21 protein-coding genes and 1 other RNA gene are annotated in these 22,975 nt (G+C 72.5%); 11 read left to right on the top strand and 11 right to left on the bottom strand.

Annotated features, from left to right (window positions below):
- Positions 1–134: 134 nt before the first annotated feature.
- Positions 135–1,583, top strand: a complete 1,449-nt coding sequence (locus CFW40_RS09810) for an MFS transporter (protein ID WP_088797426.1) — start codon at positions 135–137, stop codon at positions 1,581–1,583.
- Between the two features lie 141 nt (positions 1,584–1,724).
- Here the strand turns inward: CFW40_RS09810 and CFW40_RS09805 are convergent, their stop codons facing one another.
- The 4 genes from CFW40_RS09805 to CFW40_RS09790 are packed head-to-tail and all read right to left on the bottom strand — an operon-like array spanning position 1,725 to position 5,538.
- Complete coding sequence (locus CFW40_RS09805; RefSeq protein WP_088797425.1) at positions 1,725–2,330, bottom strand: response regulator transcription factor; 606 nt, start codon at positions 2,328–2,330, stop codon at positions 1,725–1,727.
- The gene (locus CFW40_RS09800) at positions 2,327–3,820 is read right to left on the bottom strand and encodes a sensor histidine kinase (RefSeq protein ID WP_088797424.1); all 1,494 of its coding nucleotides are present in this window, start codon (positions 3,818–3,820) and stop codon (positions 2,327–2,329) included. The genes CFW40_RS09805 and CFW40_RS09800 overlap by 4 nt, the downstream gene beginning before the upstream one ends.
- A gap of 6 nt (positions 3,821–3,826) precedes the next feature.
- On the bottom strand, positions 3,827–4,555 hold the full coding sequence (locus CFW40_RS09795; RefSeq protein WP_088797423.1) for an ABC transporter permease: 729 nt from the start codon (positions 4,553–4,555) through the stop codon (positions 3,827–3,829).
- Entirely contained in the window at positions 4,555–5,538 is a 984-nt protein-coding gene (locus tag CFW40_RS09790) for an ABC transporter ATP-binding protein (protein WP_088797422.1), read from the bottom strand. Before CFW40_RS09790 ends, CFW40_RS09795 begins: the two co-directional genes overlap by 1 nt.
- A gap of 394 nt (positions 5,539–5,932) precedes the next feature.
- Here CFW40_RS09790 and CFW40_RS09785 point away from each other — a divergent pair, with 394 nt between their 5' ends.
- From CFW40_RS09785 to CFW40_RS09775, 3 genes are all read left to right on the top strand, one after another.
- Positions 5,933–6,808: a MaoC/PaaZ C-terminal domain-containing protein gene (locus tag CFW40_RS09785; RefSeq protein WP_088797421.1), complete on the top strand. Its 876-nt coding sequence runs from the start codon at positions 5,933–5,935 to the stop codon at positions 6,806–6,808.
- A 125-nt stretch (positions 6,809–6,933) separates the two neighbouring features.
- Positions 6,934–8,010 carry a Zn-dependent alcohol dehydrogenase gene (locus CFW40_RS09780; protein ID WP_088797420.1) on the top strand — a complete coding sequence of 359 codons (1,077 nt, stop codon included), beginning with the start codon at positions 6,934–6,936 and terminating at the stop codon, positions 8,008–8,010.
- Positions 8,011–8,141: 131 nt separating this feature from the next.
- Positions 8,142–9,119: a 3-oxoacyl-ACP reductase gene (locus CFW40_RS09775; RefSeq protein WP_088797419.1), complete on the top strand. Its 978-nt coding sequence runs from the start codon at positions 8,142–8,144 to the stop codon at positions 9,117–9,119.
- A gap of 110 nt (positions 9,120–9,229) precedes the next feature.
- Here CFW40_RS09775 and CFW40_RS37030 read toward each other — a convergent pair whose 3' ends face one another.
- Positions 9,230–9,397 carry a hypothetical protein gene (locus CFW40_RS37030; RefSeq protein ID WP_176956534.1) on the bottom strand — a complete coding sequence of 56 codons (168 nt, stop codon included), beginning with the start codon at positions 9,395–9,397 and terminating at the stop codon, positions 9,230–9,232.
- Positions 9,398–9,557: 160 nt separating this feature from the next.
- Positions 9,558–10,982, bottom strand: coding sequence for a hypothetical protein (locus CFW40_RS09770; protein WP_088797418.1), 1,425 nt, complete (start codon positions 10,980–10,982; stop codon positions 9,558–9,560).
- Positions 10,983–11,278: 296 nt separating this feature from the next.
- Here CFW40_RS09770 and CFW40_RS09765 point away from each other — a divergent pair, with 296 nt between their 5' ends.
- The 3 genes from CFW40_RS09765 to CFW40_RS09755 are packed head-to-tail and all read left to right on the top strand — an operon-like array spanning position 11,279 to position 14,094.
- A complete protein-coding gene (locus tag CFW40_RS09765) occupies positions 11,279–12,157 on the top strand; it encodes a Nif3-like dinuclear metal center hexameric protein (RefSeq protein ID WP_176956535.1) in 879 nt (292 codons plus the stop codon).
- A complete protein-coding gene (locus tag CFW40_RS09760; protein ID WP_179265983.1) occupies positions 12,154–12,897 on the top strand; it encodes a zinc ribbon domain-containing protein in 744 nt (247 codons plus the stop codon). The genes CFW40_RS09765 and CFW40_RS09760 overlap by 4 nt, the downstream gene beginning before the upstream one ends.
- A gap of 3 nt (positions 12,898–12,900) precedes the next feature.
- Positions 12,901–14,094, top strand: a complete 1,194-nt coding sequence (locus tag CFW40_RS09755) for a bifunctional RNase H/acid phosphatase (RefSeq protein WP_088797415.1) — start codon at positions 12,901–12,903, stop codon at positions 14,092–14,094.
- A gap of 100 nt (positions 14,095–14,194) precedes the next feature.
- Here the strand turns inward: CFW40_RS09755 and eda are convergent, their stop codons facing one another.
- Positions 14,195–14,836 carry a bifunctional 4-hydroxy-2-oxoglutarate aldolase/2-dehydro-3-deoxy-phosphogluconate aldolase gene (eda, locus tag CFW40_RS09750; protein WP_088797414.1) on the bottom strand — a complete coding sequence of 214 codons (642 nt, stop codon included), beginning with the start codon at positions 14,834–14,836 and terminating at the stop codon, positions 14,195–14,197.
- Positions 14,837–14,967: 131 nt separating this feature from the next.
- Positions 14,968–15,765 (bottom strand): peroxide stress protein YaaA, encoded by a 798-nt coding sequence (gene yaaA, locus CFW40_RS09745; RefSeq protein WP_088797413.1) that lies wholly within the window; start codon positions 15,763–15,765, stop codon positions 14,968–14,970.
- A gap of 230 nt (positions 15,766–15,995) precedes the next feature.
- On the opposite strand from yaaA, the gene CFW40_RS09740 reads away from it, so the two are divergent.
- Positions 15,996–17,477 (top strand): RNB domain-containing ribonuclease, encoded by a 1,482-nt coding sequence (locus CFW40_RS09740; RefSeq protein ID WP_088797412.1) that lies wholly within the window; start codon positions 15,996–15,998, stop codon positions 17,475–17,477.
- On the opposite strand, the gene CFW40_RS09735 is transcribed toward CFW40_RS09740, so the two are convergent.
- Both CFW40_RS09735 and CFW40_RS09730 read right to left on the bottom strand, forming a co-directional pair.
- Positions 17,464–18,195: a hypothetical protein gene (locus CFW40_RS09735; protein ID WP_088797411.1), complete on the bottom strand. Its 732-nt coding sequence runs from the start codon at positions 18,193–18,195 to the stop codon at positions 17,464–17,466. The genes CFW40_RS09740 and CFW40_RS09735 overlap by 14 nt on opposite strands.
- On the bottom strand, positions 18,192–18,998 hold the full coding sequence (locus CFW40_RS09730; protein ID WP_088797410.1) for a MerR family transcriptional regulator: 807 nt from the start codon (positions 18,996–18,998) through the stop codon (positions 18,192–18,194). Before CFW40_RS09730 ends, CFW40_RS09735 begins: the two co-directional genes overlap by 4 nt.
- 152 nt (positions 18,999–19,150) lie before the next feature.
- Between CFW40_RS09730 and rnpB the strand changes: the two genes are divergently transcribed.
- Positions 19,151–19,551, top strand: an RNA gene (rnpB, locus tag CFW40_RS09725) — RNase P RNA component class A.
- Between the two features lie 149 nt (positions 19,552–19,700).
- Positions 19,701–20,183 carry a hypothetical protein gene (locus CFW40_RS09720; protein ID WP_088797409.1) on the top strand — a complete coding sequence of 161 codons (483 nt, stop codon included), beginning with the start codon at positions 19,701–19,703 and terminating at the stop codon, positions 20,181–20,183.
- Between the two features lie 70 nt (positions 20,184–20,253).
- Here CFW40_RS09720 and CFW40_RS09715 read toward each other — a convergent pair whose 3' ends face one another.
- Positions 20,254–21,252, bottom strand: coding sequence for a helix-turn-helix transcriptional regulator (locus CFW40_RS09715; RefSeq protein WP_088797408.1), 999 nt, complete (start codon positions 21,250–21,252; stop codon positions 20,254–20,256).
- A 595-nt stretch (positions 21,253–21,847) separates the two neighbouring features.
- Here CFW40_RS09715 and CFW40_RS09710 point away from each other — a divergent pair.
- Positions 21,848–22,885 (top strand): GDSL-type esterase/lipase family protein, encoded by a 1,038-nt coding sequence (locus tag CFW40_RS09710; protein ID WP_088797407.1) that lies wholly within the window; start codon positions 21,848–21,850, stop codon positions 22,883–22,885.
- Positions 22,886–22,975: the final 90 nt, after the last annotated feature.

The raw sequence follows: 22,975 nt of genomic DNA, 5'->3' as shown, positions 1-22,975 counted from the left end.
CGCCCGCCCCTGAGCCCTCCCCTCTGCCGTGCCCCTCCTCCCCCCCCCAGGCCCTCCGCCTCGCGTCCTAGGTCTCCAGTCAGGTGGTCCATGCACCGATATACCGATGCGGGAGCCAAGGGGTGAATGCGAGCATGGGCGGCATGCCGCCGATAGCCGCCTCCGCGACCATGCCCGAAACCACGCGCCGGACGGCCGCACCGGCGTGGCTGGTGATGCTGCTGGTGTGTGCGGGGCAGTTCCTGGTCGTCCTGGACGTTTCCGTCGTGAACGTCGCCCTGCCCGCCATGCGGACCGGCCTGGGCCTGAGCGAACTGGGCCTGCAGTGGATCGTCAACGCGTATGTGATCACCTTCGCCGGCTTCATGCTGCTCGGCGGCCGGGCCGCCGACCTCTTCGGCCGTAAGCGGGTTTTCGTCCTCGGGCTGGCGCTGTTCACCGTCGCGAGCGTGGGCGGCGGGCTGGCCCAGCAGCCCTGGCAGCTGATCGCGGCCCGGACGGTCCAGGGCGTCGGCGCCGCCGTGCTCTCACCGGCCACCCTCACGATCCTGACCACGTCGTTTCCGCCCGGTCCGGCCCGTAACCGGGCCATCGCCACCTGGACGGCGGTCGGTGCCGGCGGTGGCGCGGTGGGCGGCCTGGTCGGCGGGGTGCTCACCGAATACCTGTCATGGCGCTGGGTGTTGCTGATCAATGTCCCGGTCGGGGCGCTGGTGCTGACCGGTGCGGTGTGGTGGCTCACCGAGAGCCGGCAGGGCACCGGGCGGCGGCTGGACGTGCCCGGCGCGGTGCTGGTGACCGCCGGGCTCGCGCTGGTGGCGTACGGGATCGTGCAGACCGAGACGGACGGCTGGACCTCGGCCTCCGCGCTGCTGCCGCTGGCCGCCGGACTGGTCGTGATCGCGGTGTTCCTGGCCGTCGAGGCGCGCGCCAAGGCTCCGTTGATGCCACTGGTGCTCTTCCGGGTGCGCTCGGTCTCCTCGGCGAACGGGGCGATGGTGCTGGCCGGCGCCGCGATGTTCTCCATGTGGTACTTCCTGTCGCTGTACGTGCAGAACGTGCTGGGCTACCGGCCCCTGCAGGCCGGGCTCTCCTTCATCCCGCACTCCCTCTCCATCGTGCTGGGCTCCAAGATCGGGCCGCGGCTGATGAACCGGGTGGGCGCCAAGACCCTGGCCGTCACCGGTGCGGTGATCTCCGCGTCCGGTATGGCGTGGCAGGGGGCGATGGACGTCCACGGCACCTACCTCGGCACGATCCTCGGCCCCGGCATCCTGATGGCCCTGGGGGCGGGGCTGACGGCGACGCCGATCGCGGCGATCGCCACGTCCGGCGCCGACCCCGCCGACCAGGGGCTGGTCTCCGGCCTGATCAACACCTCCCGCCAGATGGGCGGGGCGCTGGGCCTGTCGGTCCTGTCGACCATCGCCGCGGCCCGCATCGCGGCGGGTCACGGCGGTCCGAAGGCTCTGGCGGACGGCTACGGTCTGGCCTTCCAGGTCGGCTCCATGATCCTGCTGGGCAGCATCGTGCTGATGGTCCTCGCGCTGCCCCGGCGACGCGAGGACGCCGCCCACGGCTGAGTTGCGCACGGCCGAGCCGGCTACGGCTGAGTTGCGCACGGCGAAGCACGGCTACGGCTGAGCCGCCCACGACCGAGCCGGCCACCGCCGAGCCGCCCACGGCCGAGTCGTCCGCGGTGCCTCAGGTCCGCTGCCTCCCCGTTACAACCAACCGTTCCGCCGCGCCGCCCGCACCGCCTCCATGCGGTTGCGGGTGCCGGTCTTGCCGATGGCAGCGGAGAGGTAGTTGCGGACGGTGGCTTGGGAAAGGTGGAGTTTGGCGGCGATATCGGCGACCGTGGCGCCGTCCACGGCGGTGCTGAGGACGTCGCGTTCGCGCTGGGTCAAGGGGTTGGGGCCGGCGCTCAGCGCTGCCGCGGCGAGGCCGGGGTCGATGACCCGCTCGCCGGCGAGCACCCGGCGGATCGCCGCCGCCAGTTCCTCCACCGGGCCGTCCTTCACCAGGAAACCGGACGCCCCGGCCTCCATCGCGCGGCGCAGATAGCCGGGGCGGCCGAAGGTCGTCACGATCAGCACCTTGCAGGACGGCAGCTGTTCGCGCAGGTCGGCCGCGGCGTCCAGGCCGCTGCGGCCGGGGAGTTCGATGTCCAGGAGGGCGATGTCGGGGCGGGCGTCCAGGGCGGCGGCGACGATCTGATCGCCCGCCGCGACCTGGGCCACGACCTGCATGTCCTCCTCCAGGTCGAGCAGCAGCGCCAGCGCGCCCCGCATCATCCCCTGGTCCTCCGCCAGCAGGACCTTGATCACCTGGTCAACTCCTCCACGTCCGCTATATCACCCGTGCCGACCGGCAGCTCCGCCGTGACACGGAAGCCGCGGCGGCCGTCCGGGCCGCTGCGCAGGGTGCCGCCCGCCGCGGCCAGCCGCTCGGCCAGTCCCTTCAGCCCGGTGCCGCCCACCGGTCCCGAAGGGCCGGACGGCGCCGTGCTGTCCGGCTCCCCGGAGCCCGGCGCAGCAGGTTCCGGGCGGCCCGTGCCGTCCGGTCCCTGTGCCCTGCCCGTAGCGCTCAAGCCGTCCCTCACCCCGTAACCGCCCGGACCGCCGTCGCCGGGACCGCCGCCGCCCGGATCGTTCCCGCCCGGATCGCCGCCGCGCCCGGGGACGCGGTCGCGGAGCCAGGCCAGGCCGGGCGCCGGGGCAGCAGCACCGGAGCTTACGGGACCGCGGCCGTCGTCCGTGAGCGTCAGCCGGACCCGCTCCTCGTCGGCGTGGACGTCGATCTCGCAGCGGGTGGCGCCGCTGTGCCGGACGGTGTTGGTGACGCCCTCGCGGACCACCCAGCCCAGCAGCGCTCCGGCCTGCGGGGGCAGCGGCGGTCCCGCCTGCCGTACGACGGGTTCAATACCGGCCGCCTCCAGCACCGAACGGGCCCGGTCCAGCTCGGTGGTCAGACTGCCCTCGCGGTAGCCGGTGACCGCCTCACGGATCTCGGTCAGCGCCTGCCGTCCGACCGCCTCGATGTCGGCGGCCTGGTCGAGCGCCGCATCCAGATTGCGCGGGGCCAGCCGGCGGACCGCCTCGGCCTTGACCACCACCACGGACAGGGTGTGCCCCAGCAGGTCGTGCAGATCGCGGGAGAAGCGCAGCCGCTCCTTCTCGACGGCGCTGCGGGCCAGCTCCTGGCGGGTGGTGTTCAGCTCCTGGATGGTGTCGAACAGGCTGAGGACCGTGGCCGTCACCATGCCGGACAGGAAGGTGCCGTACCCGATGCCGAACGAGCCCCACGGGTCGGGACCGTGCCGGCCGACCAGATACCCGGCCGTGCCGCTGAGTGCGATCAGCCAGAGGGCGAGCTTCTTGCCGCGCAGCGCGCGCACCGTGCCCGAGGCCAGCGACAGCAGCGGGAAGAACAGGAACCAGTTGCCGCCGAACCCGAGCGCGATGGCGAAGGTGACGGCGGTCAGCAGGCCGAGGGCGTACACCGGGTGGCGGGAGTCCCGCAGCCGTGGGTTGAAGGAGGACCAGATGACGGTGAGGTAGAGGGAGTTGAAGGCGAGCAGCCCGAGGCCGGCCAGCCACGGATTGCCCGTCTTGCCCTGGATGATGTTGGAAAAGGCGCCCAGGCCCATCAGCAGCCACGGCAGGAAGGCGTACTTGCCCGGCCCCCGGTCCGTCTTCCTGCCCGGCCGCTTCGGCCGGCACGAGGGCTCGCCGGCGCCTTCCGCGCCGCCGGGCCCGCCGTCACCCGCGGCCCGCTGCTTGCTGTGCTGCACTGTCACTTCCCCGGTCTGCACCATCGTCGATCACACCGTTCGTGCGGCCCGACGGTACGCGTACACGGCATATCCGCCGAAGAGTGCCAGCCAGGCGGCCAGCACCGCTACTGTGCCCGGGCCCGGAGCGCTGCCCTGGGTGACGCTCTGGCCGAGTTCGGCGAAGCGGTTGCCGGGCGTCCAGGAGGACAGCGAGCGCAGCCAGGCGGGGAACAGCTCGGCCGGGAACCACAGGCCTCCGATGATCGACAGCAGCAGCATGCAGCCCGTGTTGACCATGCCGGTGGACTGCGCGGAGAGGCGGTAGCCGTTGCCGAGGCCGAGCAGGGTGAAGGGGGCGGTGCCGATCCACAGCAGCCCGGCCAGCGCGGCCCACTGCCAGGCCGGCATCCGGACGCCGTTGACCAGCGCGCCCACCAGTAGTACGGAGGCGATGGCCGGCAGTACCGTCACCGAGCCGGTCAGCCCACGGCCCACGACCACCCGTATCGGGCTCAGCGGGGTGATGCGCAGCTGCCGCAGCCAGCCCAGCTGCTTGTCCTCGGCGACGCCCGTGCCCGTGCCGATCGCCGCGCCCAGCGCGCCGTATGCGGCCATGCCGACCATCGACGCGGTCTTCCACTCCATACCGGCGCCACCGGGACCCGCACCGATGTTGGTCATCAGCACATACATCAGCACCGGCATTCCGATGCCGAAGATGACGAAGCTCCGGTCGCGCAGGGTGCGACGCACTTCGAGGCGGATGTAGTCGAGCATCACGCAAGCTCCTTCGCGGACCGGGTGGCGGTGGTGTGCGCCGGGGTGTGGCCGGCGGCGTTGCCGGAGGTGAGGGTGAGGAAGGCGTCCTCCAGGCCGGTGGGGGTGACCTGCAGTGCGCGGACGAGCCCGAGTCCGGCGAGGGCCACGACGGTCGCGTCGGAGTCCGTCGTCCGCAGCAGCGCGCGGTCGCCGCGCACCTCCACGGCGCTCACGCCGGGCAGGGCGGCCAGCGGCTCGGTCGCCGCGCCCGCGAGGTCGAAGGAGACCAGCGTGCCGCCGGCCCGCCGCTTGATCGCCTCGCCGCTGCCGTCGGCGACCACCCGGCCGCCGTCCATCACCACGATCCGGTCGGCGTGCTCATCGGCCTCCTCCAGATAGTGGGTGGAGAACACGATGGTGTTGCCGCGGCGGGCGTACGCGCGCATCGAGCGCCAGAAGGCGCGGCGCGCCTCGACGTCCAGCGCCGCGGTCGGCTCGTCGAGCACCAGCAGCTCGGGGTTGCCGGCCAGCGCCACCGCGAAGCGGACCCGCTGGGCCTGCCCGCCGGACAGCCGGTCCACCCGCCGTCCGGCGCATTCGCTCAGGCCCGCCAGCTCCAGGGCTTCGGTGACCGCCATGGGGCGGGGGTAGGTGGCGGCGACGAACGTGACCAGTTCGCGGACGGTGACCCGCGGCAGGGGCTTGCCGTCCTGCAGCATGGCGCCCACCCTGCCCGCCCGTACCGCCGTCTCCGGGGTGCCGGCGAACAGGCGCACCGATCCCGTACCGGGCGGCAGCAGCCCCAGCAGCATGGTGAGGGTCGTGGACTTCCCCGCACCGTTGCGCCCGAGCAGCGCCACCGTCTCGCCCGCCGCGATCTCCAGGTCCAGCCCGTCCACGGCCCTGACCGCGCCGTAACTCCGGGTCACCCCGGAGAATGCCACCGCCGCGGCGCCGCCTGTCGTGTACGCAGTGCTGACCGGCTCTTTCGTCCGTGCCATTCCCACCCCCGCCTCTCGTTCGATGTCTTTGACATTACGGAGAGTTGCTGCAGGGCGTTAGAGGCGAATGTATGTGATCCGCCCTGACAAATGTCACGGCGGGGCGCGACGGGGGCCGGGTCGCCGGCACGCCGGCGCAGGTGATCCGGGGGAGATCCGACGGGAGCCGCGGGGATCAAGGCGCATCCGAACAGAACTGACGCGGCGTCAGGGGGCTTCCGGGCGTGGGGCGGATCGGCTATACATGAGGGCCATCGGCTAGAACGCGTTCTAGAAGTGCGAAAGGTATGCCGACGGAGCGCGGCCGCGCCGACCAGGTACGACCCCGGCACGGTCGACGGTGCGGACGGCCGGGCCGGGGTCTTCGCAACGTGGTGAAGGAGCAAGCAGCCCCATGCCCATCGACGCCGCCAAGGCCACCTCCGCCGAGCCGCGGACCACCGAACTCGCCTGGGACCACAAGGACGTCCAGCTCTACCACCTCGGCATCGGGGCCGGCGCGGCCACCCCGGAGAAACCTCACCCCGCCACCGACCCGGACGAACTGCGCTACACCCTGGAGAGCGCACTGCACGTCCTGCCCTCCTTCGCCACCGTCGCGGGCGGGGGAATGGCCCTCGCCGGCGGGCTCTCCGCCCCGGGGATCGACGTCGACCTCGCCGCGGTCCTGCACGGCGGCCAGACCGTCACCGTGCACCGCGCCCTCCCGGTGAGCGGTCGCGCCACCCAGACCTCGTCCGTCCCCGCGGTGTACGACAAGGGCAAGGCCGCCGTCATCGTGCTGCGCTCCGAAGTCGCCGACGACGACGGGCCCTTGTGGACCTGCGACACCCAGATCTTCGTCCGCGGCGAGGGCGGCTTCGGCGGCGACCGCGGCCCCTCCGCCCGCCTCGACCTCCCCGACCGCGCCCCCGACCTGCGCACCGAACGCCATATCCGCCCGGACCAGGCGCTGCTCTACCGCCTCTCCGGCGACTGGAATCCGCTGCACGCCGACCCCGGGTTCGCCAAGCTCGCCGGCTTCGACCGGCCGATTCTGCACGGGCTGTGCACCTACGGGGTCACCCTCAAGGCCGTGGTCGACACGCTGCTCGGCGGCGACGTGGCCCACGTGCGGTCGTACACGACCCGTTTTGCCGGGGTGGTCTTCCCGGGGGAGACGCTGCGGCTCGGCCTGTGGCAAGAGCCCGGCCGGATCCAGGTCTCGGTCACGGCCGCCGACCGCGACGACGCGCCGGTACTGGCCGACACGGTGGTGGAGCACAGCTAGCGAGACACCCAGCAGCGAGACACCCAGTGGGAGACACCCGGTAGCGAGTGCCGTCCGGGGCGCGTCGTCGCCCCGGGCGGTCCGGGCGGGGGCGGGATTGCCGTACGTACGAGAGGAGTCGTGACATGCGCGCAGCCGTACAGCACGAGAGTGGGCAGGACAAGCTCGAAGTCCTCGATGACGTCGAGGCGGTGGGGTTTGGCCCCGGCAAGGTCAGGATCCGGATCCGGGCGACCGGTCTGTGCCACTCCGACCTCTCGGCGATGAGCGGGGTACTGCCGCAGCCCGCCCCCTTCGTCCCCGGGCACGAGGGCGCAGGGGAAATCCTCGACGTCGGCGACGGCGTCACCGGGCTCGACCAGGGCGACCGCGTCCTGATGTGCTGGCTGCCCGCCTGCGGCAGCTGTCCGTCCTGCAAGCGCGGCCAGACCCATCTGTGCCTGGCCGGGTTCATGAACGCCGGCACCCCCAACTTCCGGCGCGCCGGCGGTGACGTGTTCGGCTTCGCCGGCACCGGTACCTTCACCGAGGAGGTCGTGGTCGCCGCCAACTGCGCGGTCCCCATCCCGGACGACGTTCCCTACGAGATCGCCGCGCTCATCGGCTGCGGCGTCACCACCGGGCTCGGCGCCGCCCTCAACACGGCCGAGGTGGAGGCGGCTTCCTCGGTCGCGGTGATCGGCTGCGGCGGCGTCGGCATCTCCGTCATCCAGGGCGCGAAGGTCTGCGGTGCGGCCCAGATCATCGCCGTCGACCCGGTTCCCGCCCGCCGGGAGGCCGCGCTCCGCTTCGGCGCGACCGAAGCCGTCGCCCCGGAGGAATTCGCCGACGCCAAGGCCCGGATCACCGCGGGGGAGGGCTTCGACTACGTCTTCGAGGTGGTCGGCAAGTCCGCCACCGCCCGCACCGCCTACGAGATGACCCGGCGTGGCGGCACCCTGTGCGTGGTCGGCGCGGGAGCCATGGACGACACCTTCCAGGTCAATATGTTCGAGCTGTTCTTCGACGAGAAGCGGATCCTGCCGTCCCTGTACGGGGGCGCGGATGTGCTGCGCTCCTACGAGCGGACCATCGCCCTGTGGCGGGCCGGCCGGATCGACCTCGAAGGCCTGATCACCCATCGCGTCCGGCTCGCCGAGATCAACGACGCGCTCGACCAGATGCGCTCGGGGACCTCGCTGCGCACCTGCATCGAGATCTGACGCCCGAGCTCACGACGGTCACGACGCTCACAGCGCTCACGGCACTCACGGCGTGCACCCCGCGCACCGGACCCACCGCACCGCACCCCACCGCACCCCACCGCGCTCCGAGAAGACTGGAGAGGACAGGAATGGCACAGCCACTGGAGGGCCTGACCGCGATCGTCACCGGTGCCGGGCGAGGCCTGGGCCGCGCCGAAGCCCTCGAACTCGCCCGCCTCGGCGCATCCGTCGTGGTCAACGACTACGGACAGCCGGGCCGCGACGGTTCGGGCGAGGCCTCGGCGGCGCCCGCCGAGGACGTCGTCGCCGAGATCCGTGCGGCGGGCGGCCGGGCGGTCGCCCACCTCGGTGACGTCGCCGACCACGACGATGCCCGCGCCCTCGTGCAACTGGCGGTCGAGACCTACGGACGGCTCGACATCCTGGTCAACAACGCGGGCATCCTGCGCGACCGGATGGTGTTCTCGATGACCGAGGACGAGTGGGACTCGGTCATCCGCGTCCACCTCAAGGGCCACTTCAACACCACCCACTTCGCCGCCGCCCACTGGCGTGAGCGTGCCAAAGCGGCCGGTGGCCCGGTGCACGGCCGGATCATCAACACCTCCTCCGAGGCGTTCCTGGCGGGCTCGGCGGGCCAGCCCAACTACGCGGCGGCCAAGGGGGGAATTGTCGGCCTGACCACCTCCACGGCCCTGGCGCTGGGCAAATACGGCGTGACCACCAATGCGATCTGCCCGCGGGCCCGTACCCGTATGACGGAGGACGTCTTCGCCGGCTTTCCCGCACATCCGGGGGGCGGGGAGTCCGGGGAGGGGCGCGAGGGCAAGGGGGGCGGGCTCGATGTGCTCGCGCCCGAGCATGTCGCACCGCTCGTCGGCTATCTCGCCTCGCCGGCCGCGGCCCGGGTCAACGGCCAGTTGCTGGTCGTGCACGGCGGCATGGTCGCCATCGCCGAACGCCCGCGGATCGCCGCCAAGTTCGACACCGGCAAGGATCTCTTCAGCTTCGAGGAGCTGGATGAACTGCTGACCCCGTACTACGCGCAGCGCCCGCCGGACGAGACCTTCGCGGCGGCCGAGGTGCTGGCCCTCAAGCACGACTGACCCGCCGCGCGGTGCGCCGTGCACCACGGCCGTGGCCGCCGCCCGCGATGATGCGGTGCGGCGGCCACGGCCGTTCGTACGGTCGGCGGGCGGGGCGCGCCGGACCGGCCTTACGCGTCCTGCGGCTGCTTGTCCCGGCGGTGCCGGCCATGGGGGGCGGAGTGGGACTCCTCGGCGGCGGCCGGGCCACGGTGCTTGCCGGAGCTTGCGGCCGCGGCGGCCTGGGCGGATGCCTCCTGGGGGCGCGCCTGGGTCGTGTCGGTTCGGGCTTCGGACATGGAAAGAGTCACTCCGTCAGATTGCTTACAGCTGTACGCGTCGGGACCTCGCCCGACGACCGCCAAGGCTGACCCGAGCGGCACTGTCGGTGGCCGGTCAACCGGCTGCGTAGCCCCCGCCCGAAATTCTAACGGGGCCGGAAATCGCGCTTCACCGGGTCTACCGGGCCGCCTGAGGTGCCTGTTGCAGGGGAACTGGCCTGCACATTCCAGGATGTGGGGGAAGGCACCGCGGTTCCGCGGGTGCGGGCCGGGGTTGTGCAGATGCTGTGGAGCGGTTGTCGGTATCCGCCGCATCCGGGACAATCCCCCCGCCGCTCCCGGCGGCCGCCACGGGCACCGCCCCGGAAGGCGCCTCCCGCATCTCCTGCACCTCCGGTGCCTCCTGCACCGGCTGTTGTGGCGGCACCGGCTGCGCCTCCTGCACCGGGGGCTTCTGCTGTACCGGCTGCGCCTCCTGCACCGGGGGGTGCTGCCGCACCGGCTGCACCGCTTGCTCCGGCGGCTCCACCAGCCGCTCAGCCATCACCGCCGCCACCGGCTCCACAGCCCCCACCGGCTCCACCGGCACAAAGGCCCGCGCCACCCCGCACGGCTCCGCCCCCGTCGCGTACGGCAGCAGCAGTTCGCCGTCCGCCGTCCACAGCCCGGCCCCCGCCAGCCACCCCGCCGGCGCCGGATGGTGCCGCAACTGCCGCTCCGCGGGCCGCCAGACACCCAGCCATGTCCCGTTCGCCGCGGCCACCCGGAACGCCACCGCACAGCTCTCCGGCGCCAGCATCCGTCCCGGCTGCATCGCGAACGGGGTGAGAGCCGCCTGCGCGGGACGCAGGCACTCCGGGAAGCGCACCGGCAGACTGCTGCCCAGTACGCACCAGCCCAGCCGGTCGTGCCCCGGGGCGTCCGACCGCAGGAGCAGCAGCCCGCTGTCCGGATCGGCGAGCAGCAGCCGATCGTTGCTCTCCTCGGTGATCTGCAGCAGCGGACCGGTCTCGCCGCCCCGCTCCAGATCGACCACCACGGTCTTCGTCCGGCCGTCCGTCTCCCGGTCCAGCGCCAGCAGCCGGCCGCCGCGGTCCAGCCAGACGCCTCCCGTACAGCGTCCCGGGATCCTGGCGACCCGCTCGGGCCCTTCCGCGCCGCCGTGCAGCAGCCACAGGGTGGTGCGGTGCTCCTCGGGGGCCAGGGCGTAGCCCCGTTTCCCGCCGGGGGCGGGCGGCAGCAGGGTCAGCTCGGGCGCGTGCACAGCGCCCAGCAGGAGTTCACCGGTGCCGGGGCCCGCCGGGTAGAGCAGGGAGACGGCGAAACGGCCGGCGACCCGACGCAGGATCAGCACCCGTCCGTCCGCGAGCGGCAGCAGCGCACTGTCCGGCTCCTCGGGCTGGTTGCCCTGCAGTGGCACGGCGTACGGCTCGGGGCCGCTCAGCGTCCAGCGCTCCGGAAACCAGCTCCCGGCGGCGTCGTGACGGGCGAGCCGGGCGGCGTACGAACCGTCCGCGGCGATCGTCAGCGCCGCACGGTGCGTGCGGTCCCGCACGTCCCGCATGTCCCGCGCACTGGCGTCCTCAGTGGCACAGATCGTCATCGCAAGGTCACCTCCAGTCGGCAACCGAAGCTAGTTTTCGCACGTCCGGCCGATCGCCGGGAGGTGCCACACTTCACGCATAAGGGTGGCGATTGTCCGGTTCGCCGGTTCCCGGTGGGAGGGTTGTGCTTCGGATCTCCGGCCCGGGCGGTGCGGATCTCCGGCCCGTGCCGGTGCGGATTTCCGGCACGGGCGGTACGGATTTCCCGCATGGGCCGGGCGGCAAAGGGGCAGGGGCGGAGGAGACGACCCGAGGGCCCCGCGCCATGTCACAGCTGGGAGGTAATCTTCCACCCGTGCCCGTACTGTCTGAAGTCCTCACCGCGCTCGACGCCCTCTGGCCCCCCGAGCGGGCCGAAGGGTGGGACGCCGTCGGCACGGTCTGCGGAGATCCCGGCGCCGAGGTCCGCCGGGTGCTGTTCGCCGTCGACCCGGTCCAGGAGATCGTCGACGAGGCGGTGAAGCTCGGCGCCGACCTCCTCGTCACCCACCACCCGCTCTATCTGCGCGGGACGACGACGGTCGCGGCCTCGACCTTCAAGGGCAAGGTCGTGCACACGCTCATCAAGCACGACATCGCCCTGCACGTCGCGCACACCAACGCCGACACCGCCGACCCCGGTGTCTCCGACGCTCTGGCCGGCGCGCTGGACCTGCGCATCCTCGGCCCGCTGGTGCCGGACCCGAGCGATCCGGCGGGCCGCCGGGGCCTGGGCCGGATCTGCGAGCTACCGCATCCGATGACGCTCGCCGAGCTCGCCGCATACGCCGCGGAACGGCTGCCCGCCACCGCCCAGGGCATCCGGGCGGCCGGCGACCCGGACCGCGAGATCCGGACCCTCGCCGTCTCCGGCGGCTCCGGCGACAGCCTCTTCGATGACGTACGGGCGGCCGGTGTGGAGGCGTTCCTCACCGCCGACCTGCGCCACCACCCGGCCTCCGAGGCCACTCAGACCACCGGGCGGAACAGCCCGCTGGCGCTGCTCGACGCCGCCCACTGGGCCACCGAATGGCCGTGGTGCGAGCAGGCCGCGGCCCAGCTCGACGCGGTCTCCGACCGGCACGACTGGGGACTGCGCACGCATGTCTCCCGTACGGTCACCGACCCCTGGACCGCCCACGCGGCGTCCACCCCCTTCTTCGCCCCGACCCACACCACAGGAGCCCCACGCTGAACGCCGCGCCCGCCGACCAGATCCGCCTCCTCGACGTCCAGGCCCTGGACGTGAGGCTCACCCAGCTCGCCCACCGGCGTAACAACCTGCCCGAGCTGGCCGAGCTGCAGACCCTGGAGGCCGACCTCATCCAGCAGCGCGACCTGCTCGTCGCCGCGCAGACCGAGGAGAGCGACACCAGCCGCGAGCAGACCAAGGCCGAGCAGGACGTGGACCAGGTGCGCCAGCGTGCCGCCCGCGACCAGAAGCGCCTGGACTCCGGTGCCGTCACCTCCCCCAAGGACCTGGAGAACCTCCAGCGCGAACTGACCTCGCTGGCCAAGCGCCAGGGCGACCTGGAGGACGTCGTCCTGGAGGTCATGGAGCGCCGCGAGAGTGCCCAGGAGCGGGTGACCGAGCTGACCGGCCGGGTCGACGCCATCCAGGCCAAGGTCGATGACGCCGCCGCCCGCCGGGACGCCGCCTACGCCGAGATCGACGCCGAGCGCGGCACGGTCGCCAAGGAGCGCGAGCTGACCGTCGCCGACATCCCGGCCGATCTGCTGAAGCTCTACGACAAGATCCGCGCGAAGGAGGGCGGCGTCGGTGCGGCCCGCCTCTACCAGCGCCGCTGCGAGGGCTGCCGCCTGGAGCTGAACATCACCGAGGTCAACGACGTCCGTGCGGCCGCCGCCGATGCGGTGCTGCGCTGCGAGAACTGCACCCGCATCCTGGTCCGTACGCCCGACTCGGGTCTGTAGGCCGTGTCGCGCGCGCTGATCGTCGAGGCGGACGGCGGCTCCCGGGGCAACCCGGGACCGGCCGGCTACGGCGCGGTCGTCCTCGACCCGGAGTCGGGCGAGGCATTGGCCGAGGCCGCCGAGTTCATCGGCACCGCCACCAACAACGTCGCCGAGTACAAGGGCCTGGTGGCCGGTCTGCGGGCGGCGCATGCGATCGATCCGCAGGCCCGCATCCGGGTGCGGATGGACTCCAAGCTCGTCGTGGAGCAGATGTCGGGACGCTGGAAGATCAAGCACCCGGACATGAAGCCGCTGGCGGCCGAGGCCGGTTCGGTCTTCCCGCCCGGCCAGGTCACCTATGAGTGGATCCCGCGCGCGCAGAACAAGCACGCGGACCGGCTCGCCAACGAGGCGATGGACGCCGGGAAGATCGGCCGGCAGTGGGAGCCGGGCAACTCCACGGCGGCGCTCGCCACCGCGGCCGCGCCCGCCCGCAGCGCCGCCGCCCGGGCAGCCGACGAGGCGGTGGCGACGGCGGAGGAGGCCGCGTCCTCGGCCGTCCCGGCGGTCGGCTGGGGGTCCCCCGACCTCGGTCCGCCCGCGACCTTCGTCCTGCTGCGGCACGGCGAGACCCCGCTGACGCCCGAGAAGCGGTTCTCCGGCAGCGGCGGCACCGACCCCGCGCTCTCCGCCGCCGGCCGCCGCCAGGCCGAGGCGACCGCCGCCGCGCTCGCCGCCCGGGGCACGATCCAGGCCGTCGTCAGCTCTCCGCTGCGGCGCTGCCGGGAGACCGCCGGTGCGGTCGCGGACCGGCTCGGCCTGGAGGTCCGTATCGAGGAGGGCCTGCGCGAGACCGACTTCGGGGCGTGGGAGGGGCTGACGTTCGCCGAGGTGCGCGAGCGCCACCCCGACGACCTCGACGCCTGGCTCGGCTCCGCCAAGGCGGCGCCCACCGGAGGCGGCGAGTCCTTCGCGACGGTCGCCCGCCGGGTCGCCGTCGCCCGCGACAAGCTCCTCGCGCGGTACGCGGGCAAGACCGTCCTCGTGGTCACCCACGTCACCCCCGTCAAGACACTGGTCCGGCTGGCGCTGGGCGCCCCGCCGGAGTCGCTGTTCCGGATGGAGCTGTCCGCGGCGTCGCTCTCGGTCGTCGCGTACTACTCCGACGGCAACGCCTCGCTGCGGCTGCTGAACGACACCTCGCATCTGCGGTAGCGGCCGTGGCGCGACAGCGCGGCCTCGGCCCCATGGCGACGGCGACCGGGCCCGGCACCTCGTGGACCGAGGTGCCGGGCCCGTCGTCTACGCGACCGCCTCAGGCCGCCAACGCCGCCGCCTCCCGGGCGAGTCGGCGCACCCGGGCCCAGTCCCCGGTGGCCAGCGCCTCGGCCGGCAGCATCCAGGTGCCGCCGACACAGCCGACGTTCGGCAGCGCCAGATAGGACGGCGCCGAGGCCAGGCCGATGCCCCCCGTCGGACAGAAGCGGGCCTGCGGCAGCGGCGCGGCCAGCGCCCCGAGATACGCGGTGCCGCCCGCCGCCTCGGCCGGGAAGAACTTCATCTCGGTGACGCCCTCCGCCAGCAGCGTCACCACCTCCGAGGCCGTGGAGACCCCCGGCAGGTACGGCACTCCGGAGTCCTGCATCGCACCCAGCAGCCGCGGCGACCAGCCGGGGCTGACCAGAAAGCGGGAGCCGGCCGCCAGGGCCGCCTCGACCTGGCCGGGGGTGAGCAGGGTGCCTGCGCCGATCACCGCGTCCGGGACCTCGTCGGCAACGGCCCGGATCGCGTCCAGCGCGGCGGGCGTCCGCAGGGTCACCTCGATCGCGGGCAGCCCGCCCGCGACGAGCGCCCGGGCGAGCGGTACGGCATCGGCCGCGTCGTCCAGCACGACGACCGGGATGACGGGGGCGAGCCCGAGGACCGAGGAGGGGGCGGCGCGAGTCACGCCGCCCATAGTGGGCCCGCTCGCCCACTCTCCGCAACGAGCGTTGCACATGCTGCAACCATGGCCCGCTCGCTGTCCGCCGGGCGCTCTTGCAGCCGGCCCGCCCCGCCCGTCCGCCCCTGTCCTGCCCGGCGCCCGCCCTACAGCTCCGTCACGATCACATCGACGGCCCAGGCCTTGCCGTCCTTCGCCGGAGGCTCCGCCTCCACCGCATACCCCAGCCCCCGCAGCGCCTCCACCAGCTCCGCCGGATCCGCCGGCGCCAGGCCCGCCGACAGCAGATCCCGCACCAGCCGCCCCTTGGTCGCCTTGTTGAAGTGGCTGACCACGGTCCGCTTCTCCACGCCGGCCACGGTCTTCGACTGCAGCACCCGCACCGTCGCGGTCCGCCCGGCCACCTCGCCCTTGGGCTTCCAGGCCGTCGCATACGCCGCCGAGCGCAGATCGAGGACCAGGCCGTCCCCGGCGGCCTCGGGCATCACCTCGGCCATCGGCGCCCGCCAGTACGCGCCCAGCGCGCCGAGCCCCGGCAGCTTCACGCCCATCGAGCAGCGGTAGGACGGAATCCGGTCGCCGATCCGTACGGCGCCCCACAGCCCTGAGAACACCAGCAGGGACCGCTCGGCCCGCTTCCGGGCCGCCGCGTCCAGGGACGCCAGGCCGAGCGCGTCATAGAGCACCCCGGTGTAGATCTCCCCGGCCGGCCGCGTCCCTGCCGTCCGCAGGCCCGCGTTCTTGGCGATCTCGCCCTTGAGGCCGTCGCTGAGTCCCAGCACCTCCTGGGCCTTGGCCTCGTCCGCCGCGCACAGCCCGACCAGCTCCTCCAGCACCGCCTCACGCGCGTCGGTCAGCGCGGGCAGCGACAGCGCACCGGCATCCAGCGGCGCCCCGGCCGCTCCCGCGGCCTTCCCTTCGGACGGCGGCAACAGCACGAGCACGGTGGTTCTCCCTCACGGCGGTACGGGCGGTACGGCGGGGCGCGGCCCCGGCACAGGGTATGGCCTGCGGCGGACGGGCCGAGAACCCGCGAGGCGCCGTCACCCGGGCCCGGCCCCGCACGTCACCCCGGGCCCGGCCCCGCACGTCGCCCCGGTTCCGTTTCCGCCCGCTCCCGGCCCGGCACCCGCACGCCGCGCCGGGAGCGGCCGCCCGCCATACGCTCGATGACATGCCCCGTCTCCATATGCATGTGACCGACGCAGCCGAGGCCCCGCTGCGGGTCGCGCTGCATGAGCTGCGCGAAAGGCTGGAGATCCCGGACCACTTCCCGCCCACGGCCCAGGCCGAGGCGGAGAGCGCCGCCCGCGCCCCGCGCATACCGGCCGCCGACGGCGCGGTGGCGACCGAGCACACCCTGGAGGACGCCACCGACCTCCCCCTCTTCACTCTCGACCCGCCCGGCTCCCTCGATCTCGACCAGGCCATGTTCCTGTCCCGGCGCCCCGGCGGCTATCGCGTCCACTACGCCATCGCCGATGTCGCCTCCTTCGTGACCCCCGGCGGCGCCCTGGACGCCGAGGCGCACCACCGGGTGATGACCCTCTACTTCCCCGACGAGCGGGTGCCGCTGCACCCCCATGTGCTGAGCGAGGGCGCCGCCAGCCTGCTGCCCGACCGGGACCGTCCGGCCGTCCTGTGGCAGCTCGACCTCGACGCGGACGGCGCCCTGACCGCTGCGTCCGTACGCCGCGCCCTGGTCCGCTCCCGCGCCCGGCTGGACTACGCCGGCGTCCAGCGGATCCTGGACGACAAGACGGCCGAGGAGCCGCTTGCCCTGCTCCGCGAGATCGGCCTGCTGCGCGAGGAGCTGGAGGTCGCCCGGGGCGCGATCTCCCTCAACGTCCCCGAGCAGGAGATCGTCGAGCGGGACGGCCACTACACCCTCGAATACCGTGCCCCGCTCCCGGCCTACGGCTGGAACGCGCAGCTCTCCCTGCTCACCGGCATGGCGGCGGCCGACCTGATGCTGGCCTCCGGCACCGGCATCCTGCGTACCCTCCCCACTGCCCCTGACGGCTCGGTCGCCCGGCTCCGCCTGACCGCCCGCGCGCTCGGCGTCGACTGGCCGCACCACACCTCGTACGCGGCGCTGATCCGCACTCTCGACCCGCGGCGCCCCGCCCACGCCGCGTTCCTGCAGGAGTGCACCGCCCTGCTGCGCGGCGCCGGCTACACCGCCTTCGACGGCACCGCGCCACGGGCCTCTGAGGCGCTGCACGCCGCGGTCGCCGTCCCGTACGCGCATGCCACCGCGCCGCTGCGGCGGCTGGCCGACCGCTACACCTCCGAGCTCTGCCTGGCCGCCTCGGCCGGCGCCGAACCGCCCGGCTGGGTGCGCAGCGCGCTGCCCGCCCTGCCCCGCGAGATGCAGACCGGTGCCCAGCGCGCCCACCTGGTGGAGCGCTCCTGCGTCGACCTGGTGGAAGCGGCGCTGCTACGGGACCGGGTCGGCGAGATCTTCGAGGCGCTGGTCGTCGACATCTGGGAGAAGGACCCCACCCACGGCACCGTCCACCTCTACGACCCGGCCGTCATCGGCACCGTCGAAACCGCCCCGGAAGGCCCCGCGCTGCCCCTGGGCCACCGCATCCCGGTCCGCCTCGCCGAAGCCGAACCGGGCCACCACCCCGTCCGCTTCACCCCTGCCTGACCGCGGCCCCGCCCCTCTCCGGCGCCGTGCCTTCTCCCGGCGCCGTGCCTTCTCCCGTCCCCGGCGCCGAGCACCCTCCGGACCCCGTCCCCGGCCCCGTACCCTCTCCCGCCCCCGCGTGCAGCGCCGCCAGTCGCGCCCGCAGGGCCGTCACCGCCACCCGCGGGTCATCGGCATGGAACCGCACCGTACGCACCGTCTCCCGCCGCCCCAGCAAGCCGACGGCCACGACCGGTTCGGACAGCTCGACGGTGACCGAGGTCTGATCGCCGACCACCAGCTCCACCACCTCGCTGCCGTCCTTCGCCGGCTCCCGGACGAACCGGAGGTCGTGACGCACGGAGGTGATCAGCTCCAGCGGGATCCGTATGTCCCGGCGCGCACCGGCCCGTAGCCACAAAATCTCCGCCCCCAGCACATGCGGCCGGGTGACCGCCGCCGCCTGCAGACCCAGTACCACCAGCACCGTGTAGACGTCGAGCACCAGCATCACCGTGTGCGCCACCGGACGGTCCGCCAGCAGCACGCTGACCCCGACCGACTCCACCACACACACGAACGCCAGCCCGTACACGAACGCGGCCTGCGCCCCCGCATACTTCAGAGCCCGCTCACCCGGCGCCACCCCGATCCGCCGCCGCGCCACCCACCAGCCCAGGCTGACCAGCCACCGCGCCTCGTAGGCGGCCAGCCGGCGCAGCGCGGCCCCCCGGCTCACCGCGCACCCTCCGCGACCAGCCGGATCGCCCGGCGTACGGCCTGGGCCTGCGCGGGCGCGAAGTGCGCGTAGTACGCCGCCGTGAACGCACCACCGGACTCCGTGGCCGCGCGCTCCCAGTGCTCCTCCCCGCCGACCGCGGCGACCACCGCCTCCGGAATGCAGTCCGCCAGCGCCCGCGCGGCCGCTTCCACCCGCGGATCGTCCGCCGCGGCCTCCGCCAGCGCGTCGAGCAGGCCGTACACCTCGTACATCTGCTGCATCGCCCCGGGCGCCGCGATCGCCTCCCCCAGCAGAGCCATCATCCGCTTGTTCCCCTCCGCCTCGCCCGTCGATTCGAGCAGCGCCAGCACCTCCCGCTCCTTCGCCGCCATCGCGGGCTCCGGCCCCGGGTGCGCGGCGGACGCGCGGGCCATCTCCGCGAAGAGCGCCGCCAGTTCGTCCGACACCGGCCCCTCCGCGGGCAGCCCGCCGTGCTCGTCCGCCTGCCGCCGCACCGCCGCCAGCCGGGCCCGCCGCGACCGGATCTCCTCCTCCTGGCGGGCCAGATCCGCGTCGAGCTCGGCCAGCACCTCGTACAGCTCACGCCCCGCGTCGTCGGCGAGGACGTCCCGCACCTCGTCCAGCCCCAGCCCCAGCTCCGTCAGCCGGCGCACCCGGGCGAGCGCGACCGCGTCCCGCAGCCCGTACTCCCGGTAGCCGTTGGCGCGGCGCTCCGGCTCGGGCAGCAGCCCGAGGTGGTGGTAGTGGCGTACGGCGCGGGTGCTGACGCCGATCAGCCCTGCGAGCTCTCCGATTCTCATGCGCCCAGTACAAACGTTGCCGCTGCGACAAGGTCAAGGCCCGGACATGGAGGGAAACGGGGAAGCCCGAGGGGACGGGGAAGCCCGGGGTGGAACCGGGAAGCCCGGCGAGGACCGCCTTCCCCTACGGGTAGCATGGTCACCACGGCGGACGAGCCGGCCGGACGGCCGCGTGGGGATCACTGATCCCCCCGAGGAACGTCCGGGCTCCACAGGGCAAGGTGGTGGGTAACGCCCACCCGGGGTGACCCGCGGGACAGTGCCACAGAAAACAGACCGCCGGAGGCTTCGGCCTCCGGTAAGGGTGAAACGGTGGTGTAAGAGACCACCAGCCTCCGAGGTGACTCGGAGGGCTAGGTAAACCCCACCTGGAGCAAGGTCAAGAGGAGGCATCGGCTGATGCCTCTGCGCGGACGACCGAGGGCTGCCCGCCCGAGTCCGCGGGTAGACCGCACGAGGCTGCCGGCAACGGCAGCCCTAGATGGATGGCCGTCTCCCCCCGGCCCGCAAGGACCGGAGGCGACAGAACCCGGCGTACAGGCCGACTCGTCCGCCCTTACGACCCTGTACAGGGCCGTGATGCGTCATGGCGCTCCGCCGAGGCATCAGGGCGCGGGCTCCCGGCGGGGGCAACCGTCCGAAGCCAACGATCAACGGGTCTGCGGCGGTTGGAGCACGGCGGGCGCGACGCGGGGGGCTTTGATGGACATCACGGGATATTCCAGCGAATTCATCACCGATCACGCCTTCCCGGAGGCGGTGAAGAGGTTCGCCCTTCGCCAGGCCCGTCGGTGGCCCGGGTTGCTTCTGGACGGTCGGTGGGTGGCCGCGGAATCACTGGGGGATTGGCACCTTCCAGAGAATGCGGAAGATGACTACTCCAGCATTGTCACCTTCTCCGGGAGTCGCGCCATGGAGGAATTCTGGGAGTGTCACGGGTACGCGCTGAATGACCAGGGTGAGGGTCCGTTCTCCGTTCTTTACAAGCGTTACCCGGGCGCACTCCGCGCCCACCGGGTGTCCGGAGCCCAGCTCGCCGATCCGGAGAATTCAGCGGTGGTGGAGGGCGCTTCGCTTCTCTTGTCCGAGTGTTTTGCCGTCAGCCTGGTCACTCCCGAAGATCCCGGAACTGATCCGTTCTCCGGTGGCGTCCTTCGTGATTTCCTCGATTCGTTCAGCCGGTGATCGGGTCCAGGCGTACCGATGAGTGTTCTCTGACTGACTCACTGACTGGACTGCCTGCCGGCGAGCTCCATCAACCGCCGGTGTCGCCATGTGAGGAGAGCCGGGGCACCATTCCTCGTTCCCGTATGTGGTGGGAGTGCAGGAGGTAGCCGAGGTGCAGCCGGTTTCTTGCTCCCAGCCTTCGCATGAGGTCGGAGACATGGCGCTGGCAGGTCCGTAAGGACATGCCCAGGCGGCGGGCGATGACCTTGTCCTCGAGACCCTCTGTCAGCAGATGGGCAATCGTGGTCTTGATGTCGTCCAGGACTTGGTCGGCGGTCACCGGGTCGTACCTGGAGGGAAAGGGAATGGCCGTGCTCCAGGCCGGTTCGAACGAAGTCCGCATGAAATCGACCACATGGGGATCCCGGACGATCAATGCGCCGTACCGGTCGTCGCACAGCGAGGTCACCGCCACCTTGCCGTCGAAGAGGAGCAGCTTCATGAATCCGTCGCTGCGGGTGCGGACTTCGGCTCCCCGCCCGGTGACGTGATGGACGAATTCCGTGGTCGCGGGGCTGAATCGCGCGGTGTGCTGGTAGAGGGTCCGCAGCCGGATGCCCCGGTCCAGTAACTCGTCGGTGCGCTCCAGCGATTCCTTGAGCGCTTCGGCCGGCCGCGCTCCGCCCGGCTGAGCGGTGATCACTTCCTCGGTGGCCTCGGCGGCGAGCTGGGTGAGGGCCCGGCGGACCGAGGGGAGGTCCGGAATGATCTCCAGCGGGCTCGACCCGGCCTCGTGCAGCGTGGCGCTCTCGTAGACCTGCGAGAGTTCGGAGTACACCTCGCGGATGGCGTCCACCTCACGCTGACGACGGGTGAGTTCCCTGACGATCGGCCAGACGAACTGCACCCTGGCGCTTTCGGGTGAGAGGGCCCGCAAGGTGCCCTTTTCCCACGAGGACCTGCACAGCAGCCTGAGCGTCATCAGCTGGTCTATTGCCCGGTCCAGGCACTCGTCGGACATCCGCGTCCGGGTACGCACCTCGTGGGTCGCGATGCCTTCGGGGGCCTCGGCCAGGAACCGGTACACAGCCCGGACTTCCTCGCTCAGAACAGGCCCTTCCCCTGTGGCATGAAGGCCGGATACCTCCACGTTGCACACCCCCGGTGTGTCTGAGCCGCGCGGCACATCGATACCTGGCACGCCGGAGGCCGACTCCGGAGGCGGAGCACCCGGGAGCGGCCTCGATTACCCCATCACTCATACTTTATGCCGAGTTAAGGAATTCTCAGTACTCGCTTCGATGTTCGCCACAATTGGCTGGTTTCAGCGGAGTGGCGAGGTAGCGGAGGAGCGGACAGGACGGCCCGGTGCGCGGACCGGATCGCTCCGTTCCCCGACCCCAGCTCCGTTCACCGCCCCTTGACGTATCTGCGCCAGACGCAGACACGACACCCCGTGTGTGTGTACGCACCGCCCGTTGTCACGCAGGCTCATTACGGTGCCGGTCCCCTGAAGACACGGAGTGGTCATGACGCTCACCGCACGATGTCCGGCTGTACCCGTACACCACGCCCTGACCAGCGGCCCGTCGGCTCTCGGCCTTGGCATGACCGCCGACCTCGGCTGGGGAGACTGAACGTTCCTCCTCCCCGGCAACCGTCCGCTGACAGGAGTTCCGTCCGTGAACGCAAGGCGCTATTCGCTGACCCCGCAGATGGCCCAGTACGACGACTTCGTCGACCGCGGGGAGACCCGCTGGGTGCCCTACCTGATGTACTTCCACCGCGCGGACTACCGCTCCGGCGTGGTGAACACCGACCGTCTCGGATTCCGAATCTCCCACGGCGCCACCGGCACCGCCTCCGTTGCCGACGCACCCGCCGACGGCACGGTCAACGTACTGGCGGGCAGCTCCACCGCATTCGGTGTGGGCACCACCACCGACGCCGCCTCGATCCCGTCGCGTCTGTGGACCCGGCACGCGACCTCCGCGCCCTGGCTGAACCTCGGCGCCCGCGGATACTGCTCCACGCAGGAGATGATGCTCTACCTGCTGCACCGCGAGATGCTGCCGCCGGTCGACCAGCTCGTCATCCTCTCCGGGCTGAACAACCTTGCGCTGGCCGGCCTGCCCCGGGCCCTGCAGGGCGATTACGGGGCCTTCTTCTTCTCCGGCGAGTACTACCAGCAGATGGAGGAGCTGCGCGCGCGCCACCGCAAGGCCAAGCGCACCGGCCGGTTCGGGCGCGGCGAACGCCGGTCCGCCGAGCCGCCGCCGGCCCCCGCCGACGAGGCGCCGTTGACGCTCGACGAACGGCTGACGACCGCCATCGAGCGCACGGCGCTCGACCTGGAGCGCTTCAAGCTGCTGGTCGGCACCTCCGGCACCCGGATCTCGTTCGCCCTCCAGCCGCTGGCCACCTGGGTACGGGAGACCCCCTCGTCCGAGGAGGCCGAGCTCTTCCGTGAACTCGACGGCAAGCAATCGACGTTCTGGCAGCTCTTCGGCGAGATCGCCCCCGCCGAGGTCGGCCGCCGTTACGCCGAGGGCATCGCGCAGGCGTGCGCCAAACACGACGTGGCGTTCCTGGATCTCAACCCGCTCGTGGCGGATGCCGCAGATCCCGGACAGTGGCTGTTCGTGGACCGCGCGCACTTCACCGACGAAGGCTACGACCTGGTCTCCGGTCTGCTGGCCACGGGCCTGGGCCTGTCCTGACCACGGGCCCGGCAACACCGCAGCGGCCGGCCCTGTCCTGGCCACGGGCCCGGCGCACCCGGCGGCCGGTCGTCTCCTGACCGCGCCGAC

It is taken from the genome of Streptomyces sp. 2114.4 (genome assembly GCF_900187385.1).
Classification (GTDB): domain Bacteria; phylum Actinomycetota; class Actinomycetes; order Streptomycetales; family Streptomycetaceae; genus Streptomyces; species Streptomyces mooreae.
The sequence above is the reverse complement of the archived record's forward strand: the minus strand, read 5'-3'. Positions and strand labels throughout refer to the sequence as shown.

What these genes read in the sequence shown, in the direction of transcription:
- CFW40_RS09810 (WP_088797426.1), top strand. Translation starts at nt 135, where the DNA reads ATGGGCGGCATGCCGCCGATAGCCGCCTCCGCGACCATGCCCGAAACC.
- CFW40_RS09800 (WP_088797424.1), bottom strand. Translation starts at nt 3,820, where the DNA reads ATGGTGCAGACCGGGGAAGTGACAGTGCAGCACAGCAAGCAGCGGGCC.
- CFW40_RS09795 (WP_088797423.1), bottom strand. Translation starts at nt 4,555, where the DNA reads ATGCTCGACTACATCCGCCTCGAAGTGCGTCGCACCCTGCGCGACCGG.
- CFW40_RS09790 (WP_088797422.1), bottom strand. Translation starts at nt 5,538, where the DNA reads ATGGCACGGACGAAAGAGCCGGTCAGCACTGCGTACACGACAGGCGGC.
- CFW40_RS09785 (WP_088797421.1), top strand. Translation starts at nt 5,933, where the DNA reads ATGCCCATCGACGCCGCCAAGGCCACCTCCGCCGAGCCGCGGACCACC.
- CFW40_RS09780 (WP_088797420.1), top strand. Translation starts at nt 6,934, where the DNA reads ATGCGCGCAGCCGTACAGCACGAGAGTGGGCAGGACAAGCTCGAAGTC.
- CFW40_RS09775 (WP_088797419.1), top strand. Translation starts at nt 8,142, where the DNA reads ATGGCACAGCCACTGGAGGGCCTGACCGCGATCGTCACCGGTGCCGGG.
- CFW40_RS37030 (WP_176956534.1), bottom strand. Translation starts at nt 9,397, where the DNA reads ATGTCCGAAGCCCGAACCGACACGACCCAGGCGCGCCCCCAGGAGGCA.
- CFW40_RS09770 (WP_088797418.1), bottom strand. Translation starts at nt 10,982, where the DNA reads ATGACGATCTGTGCCACTGAGGACGCCAGTGCGCGGGACATGCGGGAC.
- eda (WP_088797414.1), bottom strand. Translation starts at nt 14,836, where the DNA reads ATGGGCGGCGTGACTCGCGCCGCCCCCTCCTCGGTCCTCGGGCTCGCC.
- CFW40_RS09740 (WP_088797412.1), top strand. Translation starts at nt 15,996, where the DNA reads ATGCCCCGTCTCCATATGCATGTGACCGACGCAGCCGAGGCCCCGCTG.
- CFW40_RS09730 (WP_088797410.1), bottom strand. Translation starts at nt 18,998, where the DNA reads ATGAGAATCGGAGAGCTCGCAGGGCTGATCGGCGTCAGCACCCGCGCC.
- CFW40_RS09720 (WP_088797409.1), top strand. Translation starts at nt 19,701, where the DNA reads ATGGACATCACGGGATATTCCAGCGAATTCATCACCGATCACGCCTTC.